This is a genomic window from [Erwinia] mediterraneensis (assembly GCF_900604315.1).
Taxonomy (GTDB): Bacteria; Pseudomonadota; Gammaproteobacteria; order Enterobacterales; family Enterobacteriaceae; genus Pantoea; species Pantoea mediterraneensis_A.
In genome coordinates this window covers 1-13,229 of record NZ_LR026980.1, presented here as the reverse complement: position 1 = coordinate 13,229, position 13,229 = coordinate 1, and the positions used below count along the sequence as shown (strand labels likewise).

The window sequence follows — 13,229 nt, the reverse complement described above, 5'->3', positions numbered from 1 at the left end:
AGCTGCGGCAAGGTTCGGATCCGGATTAAAAAAGCGCGTGCCTGGGCACGCTTCCGTTAGCGCCGTTCACCTGACAGGGCATATTCATACAGCCGGTCTCTGGCAAGGTTTTTCATCTTAACCTCACACATGATATCGAACTCCTCAAAGGAGAGCGCCCAGTCATTTAATGTGCGGTTAAAATAGAAGTCCGAGTGTGCCCTTAATTTCATTTTTGGCACCCCCAATACGTTCTGATCGGGAAAACCCTCCGCAGGGATTAACCCCTCCTGCGAGACAGAATAGTGTAAAACCGGCCTGACTCCCCGCCATGAGGCTATGATGCGGGCGATACGTGGATCCTCGGGACGAATAAATTGATTCTCTTTTACCCAGTGATGATGAATATCCAGCACCACCGGGCACAAATCCTGCGCCTGTAAAACCTCATCCAGCGAACAGGAGATCTCATCATTTTCGACCGTTAACATCCGCCTTGCTTCCGGACTGAGTTTAGCGAAAGCCGCTTTAAAGCCTGCAAAGCCCCCTTTTCCATTCATATGAATATTAATTTTAAAATCCTGGAATCGCTGACCATATCCCATCAGTACGGCACACAACGCATGATATTCGACATCCTCAATGGCCCTTTCAACCACCAGCGGATTATCAGAGGCCAGAACCGAATACTGGCCGGGATGGAAAGAGAGCCGGATGTTATTTTCCCGGGCAAACTGACCACACTGCGCCAGCAACGGATAAAGGTCAGGCAAGAACGCCCGGTACAGGAGCGTCGCTTCAGGAACGGTATAGAGCGGTAAAAGATCGCTGCCGATCCTCATCATTCTTAATGCATCTGGCTGCTGAGCCAGTGCTTTAAGGTTGAGCAACAGTTGCGTCAGATTGTTTTGCGAGATCTCATACAATAAAGCCGTTCTTGCTTCACCCTCCAGGCTCAGAAACCGCTTGCGTGTCGTTGCCCGGAATGGAAAGGGCTGCTTCCCTTCAGCATTAAAAAATTTACACGCATAGCCGAATTTCATACTGTCTCCCCGGGTCAGATAGTGCCTGTAAGTCTAACAACGAAATGGACGCCCGACAGAAACAGACAGAAATAAAACGCGTCAGATGCGATGCTCTGCCCGATAGAGGTAATGCGGGTCAGTGTGTCCTCAGCCCCGCATCATCAGGCCGCCGCGTTTGCTATGATGCTGCCAGCTGTCAGCCAGGCGATGCCAAGCATCTGTTTCATGAGCAGTGTATCCTCTTCCGCCGCAGCTTCCCGTTTGCCAAAGGCGTTTATGGTGACACTGACCTGGCCCGACTCATCTGCAACCGCCGCGTATTTACGGTTTATCAGCTCAACCAGATCAACATAGCTGTCAGCATTGCTATTTAACATCTGCACCGGAAAATCGGGACTATGCACGATGCCATAGGCGGTTTCATAATGGGCAATACCAACAGGTGCATCGCGCGGTAAACCGAATAACATATTGATTTGACGTGGAGGAACCCTTGCCATGAATTGCTGTATATTTCCTGGCTGGTGCAGAGAATTTATCATGCTTTTTGTTGAACGCAGAGTCCCCGGGTAATAATTCTGATAGATAAAATCCTTTGTCCCGGCCTGATGTGAGGCCTCATGTTTTAAGACTCTATAGGGGGTGATCAACGGACTTTCCAGATTATAAAAAACGGCGTGGGATGCATCCCCGGGATAAACAAAAGCTAAAGGCGAAGGCGAGTTCGTTGCTGTACGAAAGAAAATCAGATCGCGAAAATGATTTTCACGCCACTGTTTAAGCAGGCTCAGCACCAGCGTATTACGTGTGCTTAAGGTGTGTAACACATCAGCGATCACCGCGTCACTGACATTGCCAACAATATCCTTGATATCTTTTTTTAAACTTTTATACAGTGCGCTCTCTCTGGGCAGTGACAGGCAATGATCGAGAACAGCCTTAGCATTTTGCACTTTTATAAACGCAATGTTGACGCCATTGCGTGCCTTTGACGCCGTGTATCTTTCTGCCTCGGTGAGTCTGTGCAGGTCATCGCCTTCATGAAAATATAAGCGGTACCCTCGACTCAGGGCATGCGCGATAACCTGTTCGCGGCTGGCTTTTCCAGGCACAAAACGCGCCACGGAATGTTGTATTCTGTTCTGGAAACGGTGGTATAATTCCAGATGTTTTCCTGCCTCAAGATAATTTTCAATCTCATGATAAAGTCCAGAGGAATCAACTGTATCCATAGATAAAGCTGGCAGGAAAGGCTTCTCTGTCTCTTCCATAATCGCTTTAAAATTATTTTCTCCCATTTTTTCTTGCAGCCTTTGCAATATTATCCGATTGGTCATCTCACTGGACTTTTTATAATTTTTAGCCATTTCAGCGTAATCACTGTAACCTCCTGACGCCAGAAGCGTCTTTTTACCGGAAAATAACCGGTAGCTTTGCGTGATTAACGGTAAGGGCGTGGCATTAGCGAGACTTTTAATGGCGCTACGCGATAAAAAACCGGCACTTTTGATTACTTTTTTCAGGCTGCGATGAGTGACGCGAGAAAATTGCTCGAATGTCATTTTTTTACCGGGTATAAATTCTTTTATTACTTCCTCCCGGATAAGCTTCCTCAGACTATTTTTGACCACGCCTGAAGCCGCATCCAGAATGATGCCCAAGCCATCCAACAGATCCATGACTAAAAAGACAATATCATCAGAGGATAAAGGAAGTTTATTCCAGGCCTGACGAATCGCTCTGGCAAAAGGAATAAAATTAATAATCTGATCGGTAATGTCTTCATCATCGTTATAGATTACCTTTAAGCTTTCTACGGTCTCCGTAAAATAATTTTTTAATTGTTCTTTTAAAATATCATTGATACTCCCCTTTTGCGTCACTGAAGAACGCTGAAACAAGGCGATATCGATTTGTTCATCACTGACCACGCCAAATTCAGGTCGTTTTTCTTTACCCAGCTGCAGTACATTTATTGCCAGATGTTCCGGATATGGCGTGCTGGTGACATTATATTCTTTAAAACTCTGGAGGCCATAACGAAAGCTCAGCAATGAAAGCACGCTCCCTCTCAGACGTGCCATAATCTTCGCATTATCTTTCACCTTCGGCCGGTAGCTTAATGCGCAGGGCGCAAGATCTTTAATAATAAGATTAATATCTGCAAAAGAGGGTATATCCTTTTTTGCATCGAGCCAGAGGATATTGTTATAAAAGCCACTGGCCCAGGATAACAAAATATGGTTATCTTCAGTAAATAAAATCAGCAGATCGTCATCGCGTCCGGCGGGAGCTGACTGATCACTTTTTTTATTGAGATGTTTATAGGCAAAAATGGCTTTTGGCTTAAGCAGCAGTTTTTCCGCTTCGATAGCTGAAGTATCAATGAACTGGCTTATTATCATTGCAATGTCATTGTCGGCATTATAGTTTTTAAATTGCTGAGCAAACTTTTCAGCAGAGTGTCCCGCTATGCTGGATCTTCTTTTTATATCCGTTATCGAAAAATAGTTTCTTTCTAATTTTTTGTAACCTAAAGCATTTTCTATAAGCGCAACTTTTTCCTGATATCTTATGCTGTAAAGGTCAAATAACCTGACTAATTTTGCGCTGGAAGCATAGGCTAATAACGCTCTAATCCTTCTCAGACGCAAATCATCTTTACCCGAAGCGAATTCACCAAAAGCAACATTGCTCTTCACATCAAGGTATTGAAGCAAGGGGTTTGCTGCAGAATGGAAGAGTGGATGGTAAAATACGTTCCAGTATAAGGAGGAAAGAATTCTCAGATGGCAGGCTTCTGGCTGATCATCGTAAACCAGCGCATTATACATATTTAAATAAACATCATCATTCTTTCTGTCCGGCTCTGTTCTGTTATAAAAGTGTCTGACCGCTGCCACTTTTGCCAGATTTATTGTGGAGACAATCCCCTTACGGTTTTTCGGCAAAAACGGGGAAATATACCTTCCCTTTTTTCTGCTGCAGTGTGCAATGATATCTTTGATATATTTAACTGTATCCAGCCTTTCGCTATATTCGTTGCGCAGACTCAGCAGAATCAGATTTACTCGCCTGAGCGCATTGATCGCTGACGCTGATTGCGCAGCATCTGCACTTTGCGTGAAAACTTTATCTTCCAGTTGCTTTCTGAATTTTTCATAGTCCCCGATAGCCGCCAGCATCACTTTTTCGCCAAAAGAGATTAGCGTATCATCACGGTGAATCTCCTCATTTAAAAAACGCAGCGCCAGTGAAAGGTCGGAGAACATAATCAGTTCTTCTTCCGTCGTGTCTTTATCCTGGATGTGATGCAGCGAATCAGAAAGGTAATCATCGATACCGGGTAAAGAGAGGATGTCAATCAGGCGTTTTGATGTGTCACTGACCTCCTGATTGGTAAAAAGGTAAATGCCATATTCTATCCATCTGAGCGTTTCATCATTATACATCTCAAGGCTTTGCTGTTTTACCCTGTTAAATTCCCCGCTGTTGAGTAATGATTTTTCAGAAACACGCTGAATTTTTTTTATATCGAAACCAGTTAGCCTGGACAGCAGTGAAACAGGAAAATGTTGACGCTGGCGTTTATCAGCAAGCATGGTCGGGAGTACATGATAAGCCAGCGTATCAGTGATCACATGACGAATGTCAGACTGACTCAACTGAGTATATCCGATAGCCGCCTGACCAAAGCGATCCAGAATAAGTCTTTTATCAGCAGGCAATGACTGGTAGCTTTGCTTATTGATGGCGATCATTTCCTGTAGAGAAGTCAGTAAATAGCGCAGCGAATCATCCTGCGTTTTGCTCCCTCTCTCTGGTTGTCCCGAGTCGCCAGGTAACAACTCTGCGATTAATGCGTTATACTTGTTAACTATTTTTCTGGCAGCATTGTCCTGCGCATTCTCGCTCGCTTTAAGAGAAATGCCCGTGGCGGGCTGAGAAGCAAAATCGACACCGTTAAAAATACGGTCAACAATATCCTTATAAACATTGTTCTCGCCGTATTCTTCAAACAGCCCGTAGCTATTTGTCATAAGTTTTTTTACGCTGCTTGTCACAGAAGTGTCGATATGGTCCTCGCCATCATAAATATAGAGGTTACCAAAATATCCCTGTAAACGCTCCAGAATCCAGGTGCAGTGGTTTATATACAGGTTTAGAGATGAGTTTTGATGAGAAATTGATACCGGCAGGCTGAGTAATTTACTGATTCCGTTCAGCACGATTTCATATATTGAATATATGATGTCAGAGATTTCATCACTGTCACCCTGTTTTTTTAGCTGTTGCATAATTGCGCGATAAATCGTTGTATCATTAGCGATAAAGGGAGAAACCATCGCGTTAATAAAATCGTATTTATCGTGCAGAGACATTCCTGGTATATAATATTGATAAAGCGGCTTACTGAAAATGGCAGCATAAGGTGCAGTTTGCTGCTGTTGTATATATGATATTACGTTTTTTAACGTATACCTTAATCGCGTAAACAACAAAATTTCTTCTTCGCTGTAAATGTCATAGTACGCAGTGCTGTCAAATCCGGCGATATCCATTAACAGGGTGTTATATATTATGGCCAATCCCGTAGTTACCAGTCGTAGTGACTTATCGCCAGCATTAACCTGAACGTAATCATGTGCAACCACAGCATCGATAAACTTTCGGATATAACCATGAAAAGCAACATTAATGCTTTTATTATCTACCTCCTGTAAAATATCATCCTGGATAAGGTTGCGGAATTCCTGTTCCGTTTTCAGATAGCGTTTAGCAAAAGTGCCGTTCTTCGATAAATCCTCTGTGCTTAAGGTGCGTATCCGGGCGTAATCAGTAAATTCTTCATTAAGCCATAGTCCGTTAAAGCCATGCGGAAAGTTTAAAAAGGCCATCTTGCGGGTATCACTATTATTGCTGCTCCTGTCCACTAACGCTATGGCACGCTGGTCAACTTTTTCCTCTGGCGGGATTCCCTCTATTCCCGCGTTAACACTGGCGGGATAAAAGGCGTTATAGATTTGCCTCCCAAGCCAGGTGCTACCGGTTATGGCCATAACGCTGGCTACTATGGGAAAGGTTTTACCGTGCAGCCCTCGAGGAAGCGTGGTCGCCACTGAAGCCACAATCAGAGGCAAGGCAACATCGGGCGCTTCGCTCCTTATGGCAGGATTAGCACCCGCTTTTGAGAAATCTTCTTTTCTCTGCGCTCCTTCGGGATAACAGGGGTGTTTTTTGCTGCGTGCGTTCACCTTTTGCGGCTGAATCTGGCGGATAAGCGATGCTGAGGGCGTTACAGATAAAGCCGATCTGTTTTGCAGGCTTAGTCCGGCAGGGTCGGATAAACCGGGATCACGGGGTAGCTGACGCCTGGACGGCACAGAGTATGGGGTGTTAGTAACAGCGATGACATTAATCATAAAACGAAAAAGAAGCCAGCGCTGAAAATTATCGGAATTCAGTCCCGGATGTTCTGCCAGCCACTTTACTCTTTTTTGAAACTCCTCTGCCTGTTTTTTATTATTTAAGCCTGTGTGTAAACGCCAGTCCTGCGCTGAAAAAGAGGTTCTGATTTTTGGCATTGCGATGAATCTCCACCACGCTCTGTGACCTGACAAAAGCAGAAAGCCATCTGCACAGCAGGTATAGCGAATTTTTGCCGGAAGATAAAAAAACCAGCATGGCAAGGGGAGTTTCTAAATTCATCTGAAAAACCATCATTTTTGATGTCATTCTGACAAGAGTGTTCAGGAAATGCATCGCCTGCCGCAACAGGTGCGGCGGGATGTCGCTCTGCCGACATCCCTGTTTTCTCAGGAGACGAGTATGTGCGATAAGATCTTCAGCGCCTGACTGAACTGCGCTTGCGGAATAGTGAGGGGATAAAGAAAGCGGATCACGTTGCCATTAACGCCACAATTCAACAGCAGTAACCCCGCCTCCCGGGCTCGCGTCTGTAGCTCGCGCACAAAGGCGGCTGCAGGCTGACCGGTAGCAGGGTCATAAAACTCTACCGCAATCATCGAACCCAGCGCACGAATATCGGTAATGGCAGCACACTGTTGGCGCGCCTGCTGCAGCACCGCGGTCAGTTGAGTGCCCAGCTGTTGCGCGCGTTCGCATAACTCTTCTTTGTCGATGATATCCAGTACGGCATGGGCAGCGGCCACCGCCAGAGGATTGCCGGCATAGGTGCCGCCCAGCCCCCCTGCAGCTGGTGCATCCATCACCTCCGCACGGCCAGCAACAGCTGAAAGCGGCATGCCGCCAGCCAGGCTTTTTGCCATGGTTACCAGGTCTGGCTGCGCATCCGGGTAGTGTTCCATGGCAAACAGCCGACCGGTACGGGCAAATCCTGTTTGTACCTCATCAGCAATCAACAAGATCCCATGGCGATCGCAGAGTTCACGCAGGGCGCGCATAAAATCTGCCGGTGCGATATTGAATCCGCCCTCCCCCTGTACCGGCTCGATAATAATTGCTGCGACCTGTTGCGCATCGATGTCTGCTCTGAACAGATGTTCCAGACTTTTTAACGCCTCCTGTGTCGGGATGCCATTGAGCGCATCCGGAAAGCGTGCATGATAAATCGATGCGGGAAACGGCCCGAACCCCAGTTTGTAAGGCGCGACTTTTCCTGTCAGCGCCAGGGTCATACAGGTTCGGCCATGAAAACCGCCACTAAATGCGATGACGCCAGGACGTCCGGTAAAGGCGCGGGCGATTTTCACCGCGTTTTCCACCGCTTCCGCGCCGGTGGTGAAAAAGGTGGTTTTGACGGGCCCTTTTACCGGAACGCGCTGATTAATACGCTCTGCCAGTGCAATATAATTTTCATAGGGAACGATTTGATAAGCTGTGTGGGTAAAATCCTGCAATTGCCGTTCAATCGCAGCGATAACCTCAGGATGGCGGTGGCCTGTGTTTAATACCGCAATACCCGCAGCAAAATCGATGTATTCATTACCTTCAACATCCCATAACGTGGCATTTTCTGCGCGTGCTGCATAAAAGTCACACAGCACGCCAACACCACGTGGGGTGGCAGCAAGACGACGCTGGTTCAATTCTGCATTGCTCATCATATTTCTCCGCTCTCAACAGGCTGGCCGCCTCCTGATGCCTGAGTATATGAGCAGTTGCGCCAGTACGCTTGCCAGGCGGCACGCTTTTGCGCGCAATGCGCAGGATGTTGTGACCACAACAAAACAGGTTTCACACAGCGCGTGGCCCCCGCATGTTCTGCTTTACGGTTCGGGATCTGGCCGCTACTATAATGCGCAGACATCAGGGCTCCTGCTCTGTTGCGTAAGCGTTAACGTTAACCAACGCACTATCAGCAGGTGATCCCTGCTCTTGTGCGATGGATATTATGTTCAAGTCTCAGGCGCCTGCGGCGCATACCTCTCTGTTTTCTGGCTCCGGCTTTTTCCTGTTTGTCCTGCTGCTTACCGCGGCGAATCTGCGTGCTCCTCTGACAGCTACCGGCCCGCTACTGGAAAATATTTGTCTGACGTTCGGTCTGACGGCTACAGAAGCAGGACTGCTCAATTTTATCCCACTGATGATGTTTGCCACTCTGGCACCTGGCGCGGCCTGGCTGGGCAACCGTGTCGGGCTGAAAAAAACGCTCTGGGGCGCACTCTGGCTGATTTCCCTAGGGTCTCTGCTGCGAATTACAGAGAATTCAGCCGCACTCTGGCTGGGCACCCTGACGCTCAGCATGGGAATAGCCGCCGCAAATGTGCTTCTGCCCCCGCTGATTAAGCGTGACTTCACAGCGCATACGGCAAAGTATATTGGTCTTTATGCGTCGACCATGGCGATTACGGCCAGTCTCGCCTCCGGAATTGCCGTTCCGCTGGCACAGCTAACCGACTCCGGCTGGGTTTTATCGCTGGGCGTCTGGATTGTGCCCGCCATTATCGCGCTTGCCGCATGGCTGCCACAGCTTCACAGGGCACCAGCCGCCGTTTCAGCCGTCGTGGCAGGCACAGCTGCGCTGCGCAGCCCATGGCGAGCGGCGCTGGGCTGGCAGGTCTCCTTATTTATGGCCCTGCAGTCGCTGGTTTTCTATAGTCTGATTGCCTGGTTTACTCCTTACGCTCAGACGAACGGCTTCAGCCAGGCAACTGCTGGCTGGCTGCTCTTTATCTATCAGATTGTCGCGGTTATCGCTAACCCGGTCTGTATGGTGGCGCTGAAGAAGCTTCACGACCAACGCCTGATTGCGCTTTCTGCATCGCTGGGCATTTTTATCGGTGTGGCTGGCCTGTTGCTGGCGCCACATCTGGCAGTCGCCTGGCTGGTCATCGCTGGTCTGGGGGCGGGCGCTTCGATGGTGACCAGCCTCTCTCTGTTCAGCTTGCGCGCAGGCGACCCTCGTCAGGCCGCGCAGCTTTCAGGTATGGCGCAGTGCGTAGGCTATGGCGTGGCGGCGCCTGGCCCGCTGATTTTCGGCATGTTGCATGACAAATTCGCCAGCTGGTCCCTGCCTCTGTTGATGCTTCTGGGAATGAGTCTGTTGCAGATGATCATCGCACCGCTGGCGGGCAGGAATAAAGTGATCGGTTAATGATGATTATACCGATGGCGAGATTCGCTTGTCAGAGGGTCATGAACCGACAAAAGGTGTTCAGTCACAGTCGTATCAGCAAAACGGCCCGGGAGTCAGGCCGGGCGCAGCCCTGCTCCCGGTACTGGTATGGGGTTTTGCCCGTGTGAAGAGAGTGGGCTAAAACAGCTTATGACAGGTTAAGTTGTTTGTGCGCGTCACGTCGCTCCTGCGGCGCAATGGTGATCGGCTTACGCTTGCTGATCTTGTCAGTCTTGAGCAGGATTTTCCCATCCTGATGATCCTTCAGCACCTTAATCCGGGCATCATACTGCTGTCTGGTCTGGTCAGATCATCATGCTGATCTTTACGGAGCCCGCCGGTATCAGAAATAACGCTGAGGATTTTTCTGCTCTGAATGTGACGATCCTTAACCCTGATTTTTATAAGGTTGTTGAAGTTTCGTTAAAAATATTTTTAAATCATTCAATAATGCTTTAGAATCATTTTTTTTAGTTTTTAAAAAATTTTTAAGTTGAAATTCTAATGTTACAACCTGCTAAGTTTTTCCCTGCTTTTTCTCTCATCGCACTTCTTGTCAGTTCAAACAGTTACGCTGAAAGCGCCCCGGAAAAAACCGATGTTTTGCTGATTGGTGGCGGCATTATGAGCGCGTCCCTGGGTACCCTGCTGCATGAACTTCAGCCTGACTGGAAGCAGTTGATGGTAGAGAGACTGGATGGTGTTGCGCTGGAATCATCTAACGGCTGGAATAACGCTGGTACGGGTCATTCTGCGAATATGGAGCTGAACTATACGCCGGAACGTGCAGATGGTTCCATTGATGTCAGTAAAGCTCTGGAGATCAACGAAGCCTTTATGATCTCGCGCCAGTTCTGGTCATCTCAGGTGAAGCGTGGCGTGCTACAAAATCCCCGCTCTTTTATTAACTCAACGCCCCACATGAGTTTTGTCTGGGGAGATAAAAATGTTGATTATCTGACCAAACGTTATCAGGCGTTGCAACAGACCACCCTGTTCCAGGGCATGCAGTTTTCAACTGACCAGAAGCAGATCAAGCAGTGGGCACCGCTGATTATTGAAGGTCGCGATCCGCAGCAGAAAGTGGCGGCGACCTGGACACCGGTCGGTACTGACGTGAACTATGGTGAAATTACCCGTCAGCTGATCGGTAGCCTGAAGAAAAAGGATAACTTCACGCTGGAAACATCAACGGAAGCCACCGATTTCAAACGCAATGACGACAACTCCTGGCATGTTACCGTCACCGATGTGAAAACCGGCAAGGCGCATGCAATCGATGCCAGATATGTCTTTATTGGTGCCGGTGGCGGCGCGCTGAAGCTGCTGCAGAAAACCGGTATTCCGGAAGCGGATAACTACGCCGGTTTCCCGGTTGGGGGTTCCTTCCTGGTGAGTGAGAACCCGGAGATTGCCCGCCAGCATGGCGAAAAAGTCTATGGTCAGGCCTCTGTGGGTGCGCCACCGATGTCCGTACCGCATCTGGATGCGCGTTTCCTTGATGGCAAGCGTGTGGTGCTGTTTGGTCCCTTCGCGACCTTCTCCACCAGGTTCCTGAAGCAGGGGTCCTTCCTCGATCTGCTGAGTACCACCACCACGAAAAACGTGATGCCCATGACCCATGTTGGTCTGGATAACTTTGATCTGGTGAAATACCTGATTAGTCAGGTGATGTTAAGCGATGATGACCGCTTCGAAGCGCTGAAAGCATATTATCCGTCTGCCCGTAAGGAAGACTGGAAACTGATCCAGGCGGGTCAGCGTGTGCAGATTATCAAGAAAGATGCAGACAAAGGCGGTGTGCTGAAGCTGGGTACCGAAGTGGTTACCGATCAGCAGAAAACGCTCGCAGCTCTGCTGGGTGCCTCACCGGGCGCATCCACAGCAGCACCGATCGCTATCAATGTGATGAAGCAACTCTTTCCTGAACAGTTCAGTTCAGCGGAGTGGCAGAGCAAAATCCGCACGATTGTGCCTGCCTATGGCCAGAAACTGAATGGCAATGTTGCCCTGACGCAACAGGTATGGGATGAGACAGCGGCAACGCTGCAGCTGACCAAACCGCCAGTGATTCAGATGAAAGAGAATGCAGCTAAAGCGGCTGCGCAGCCGGTGAACGCAGCACCTGCGGCAGCGCCTCAGCACGATATGGCACTGTAAACCTCCACTCTCCTGTCTTCGCCGCTGGCGGAGGCAGGTTTCCCTTGTTGCCAGCCTCTACGATGGCTTCCGCTCCTCTGAGCATCATGTTCCGGCACATTTTCATCGCCGATACCTCCCCACCCGGTGACTGGCTGCCAGTGTGTTACAGCCGGAGACGCCCTCGCGCAGGCGCTGCTGCGCTGTATTACCGAAACGTTAGCGCAAACGACAACGGCGGAGAGGCCGCAACCCTTTGAAAATCATTAATTCCATAAAGTTAAAGGCATTATTGCAATAGTTCACTCTCCATCAAAAGTCCCTTCTGCAGGCTTGACGTATCCTCTGTAACGCGGTTAGCTGATTTTTCCATCCCTTACAGTCGGGTGAAACATAATGAAGAAGATTCTCATGTTGGTCGGCGATTATGTTGAGGATTACGAAACCATGGTGCCTTTTCAGGCGCTACAAATGCCTGGTCACCGTGTCGATGCTGTTTGCCCGGAAAAACGTCATGCCGATTATGTCCAGACCGCCATTCACGATTTTGACGGTGCGCAGACTTACAGCGAAAAACCGGGGCATCGTTTTGTGCTGAACGCTGATTTCGCCACCGTCCGGGGTGAAGATTATGACGCGTTACTGGTTCCCGGCGGTCGGGCCCCGGAATACCTGCGGCTGAACGCCGATGTTCTGAAACTGATCCAGCATTTCGATGCAGCAGGTAAACCCATCGCAGCGGTCTGTCATGGACCACAGCAGCTGGCGGCGGCCGGCATATTAAATAACCGTACCTGTAGCGCTTATCCCGCCTGTGCCCCCGAAATCCGCCTGAGTGGCGGACAATATGCGGATATCAGCATTGATCAGGCTTGTGTGGATGGCAATCTTGTCACTGCGCCCGCATGGCCCGCCCATCCAGAATGGCTGGCAAAATTTGTTGAGGTGTTAACGAAGCAGACGCAGCCAGCCTGACGCTTCCCTCCCGGCACGGCTCACGCCATCGGTTCAAACTTTCGCAACAGGCAGCCCGCTGAGGCACATTTTGGTCTCTGCGGGCTGCTTTTGTTTTATCCCGGTAAGGCGCTTTTCCCGGGCAGGAAAACACGCGGATGTGACTCGCCAGTGTGCGTGCTGACCCAGCAGCAGTAGGCTGGAACGGCGTCGTCAGATCCGTCAGCTGGAAGGGGGCTCTCCTGACGGTAAACGCAGCTGGCTGCTACGCGGTTTGAGTATAACGTGGCGCGATTCAAACTCCGCCCGACGCAACTTTTCGCTGGTGCTGTTGCCCGCTTCAGCATTAAATGCCGGCAATTTTGCGCAAATCAGCCTCCGCACCGGGTGCGACGGCCAGCACCTGCGCCCCCCTGGTTAACCGCTCGCCTTCGGTATTAAAAGGGTGATACCAGCCTCCCGCCTCTTTTACCAGACAGTAGCCCGCCAGGCAGTCCCAGGCATGCATATAGGGTTCGTAGTAACCCACCACC

General features: G+C 49.4%; 7 protein-coding genes and 1 pseudogene. 3 read left to right on the top strand and 5 right to left on the bottom strand.

The genetic code is table 11. The features are described from left to right. Nucleotides 1-56: 56 nt before the first annotated feature. From E0E17_RS19055 to E0E17_RS19045, 3 genes are all read right to left on the bottom strand, one after another. A complete protein-coding gene (locus tag E0E17_RS19055) occupies nt 57-1,022 on the bottom strand; it encodes an apurinic/apyrimidinic endonuclease family protein (protein WP_130835750.1) in 966 nt (321 codons plus the stop codon). A 143-nt stretch (nt 1,023-1,165) separates the two neighbouring features. Then, a complete protein-coding gene (locus E0E17_RS19050) occupies nt 1,166-6,589 on the bottom strand; it encodes a hypothetical protein (RefSeq protein ID WP_130835749.1) in 5,424 nt (1,807 codons plus the stop codon). Nucleotides 6,590-6,820: 231 nt separating this feature from the next. Then, nucleotides 6,821-8,089 carry a 4-aminobutyrate--2-oxoglutarate transaminase gene (locus tag E0E17_RS19045; protein ID WP_130835852.1) on the bottom strand — a complete coding sequence of 423 codons (1,269 nt, stop codon included), beginning with the start codon at nt 8,087-8,089 and terminating at the stop codon, nt 6,821-6,823. Nucleotides 8,090-8,379: 290 nt separating this feature from the next. Here E0E17_RS19045 and E0E17_RS19040 point away from each other — a divergent pair, with 290 nt between their 5' ends. Then, nucleotides 8,380-9,582 carry a CynX/NimT family MFS transporter gene (locus tag E0E17_RS19040; RefSeq protein ID WP_130835748.1) on the top strand — a complete coding sequence of 401 codons (1,203 nt, stop codon included), beginning with the start codon at nt 8,380-8,382 and terminating at the stop codon, nt 9,580-9,582. A 169-nt stretch (nt 9,583-9,751) separates the two neighbouring features. Here the strand turns inward: E0E17_RS19040 and E0E17_RS20535 are convergent, their stop codons facing one another. Further along, a complete protein-coding gene (locus E0E17_RS20535) occupies nt 9,752-9,874 on the bottom strand; it encodes a hypothetical protein (RefSeq protein ID WP_272940804.1) in 123 nt (40 codons plus the stop codon). Nucleotides 9,875-10,107: 233 nt separating this feature from the next. Between E0E17_RS20535 and mqo the strand changes: the two genes are divergently transcribed. Together mqo and E0E17_RS19025 are read left to right on the top strand one after the other, a co-directional pair. Next, nucleotides 10,108-11,763, top strand: coding sequence for a malate dehydrogenase (quinone) (gene mqo, locus E0E17_RS19030; protein WP_130835747.1), 1,656 nt, complete (start codon nt 10,108-10,110; stop codon nt 11,761-11,763). Nucleotides 11,764-12,138: 375 nt separating this feature from the next. Further along, nucleotides 12,139-12,717 (top strand): DJ-1/PfpI family protein, encoded by a 579-nt coding sequence (locus E0E17_RS19025; protein ID WP_165446270.1) that lies wholly within the window; start codon nt 12,139-12,141, stop codon nt 12,715-12,717. A 325-nt stretch (nt 12,718-13,042) separates the two neighbouring features. Here E0E17_RS19025 and E0E17_RS19020 read toward each other — a convergent pair. Then, nucleotides 13,043-13,229 (bottom strand): annotated as a pseudogene (locus E0E17_RS19020) (inositol monophosphatase family protein); the annotation flags it as partial.

What these genes read in the sequence shown, in the direction of transcription:
- E0E17_RS19055 (WP_130835750.1), bottom strand. Translation starts at nt 1,022, where the DNA reads ATGAAATTCGGCTATGCGTGTAAATTTTTTAATGCTGAAGGGAAGCAG.
- E0E17_RS19050 (WP_130835749.1), bottom strand. Translation starts at nt 6,589, where the DNA reads ATGCCAAAAATCAGAACCTCTTTTTCAGCGCAGGACTGGCGTTTACAC.
- E0E17_RS19045 (WP_130835852.1), bottom strand. Translation starts at nt 8,089, where the DNA reads ATGAGCAATGCAGAATTGAACCAGCGTCGTCTTGCTGCCACCCCACGT.
- E0E17_RS19040 (WP_130835748.1), top strand. Translation starts at nt 8,380, where the DNA reads ATGTTCAAGTCTCAGGCGCCTGCGGCGCATACCTCTCTGTTTTCTGGC.
- mqo (WP_130835747.1), top strand. Translation starts at nt 10,108, where the DNA reads ATGTTACAACCTGCTAAGTTTTTCCCTGCTTTTTCTCTCATCGCACTT.
- E0E17_RS19025 (WP_165446270.1), top strand. Translation starts at nt 12,139, where the DNA reads ATGAAGAAGATTCTCATGTTGGTCGGCGATTATGTTGAGGATTACGAA.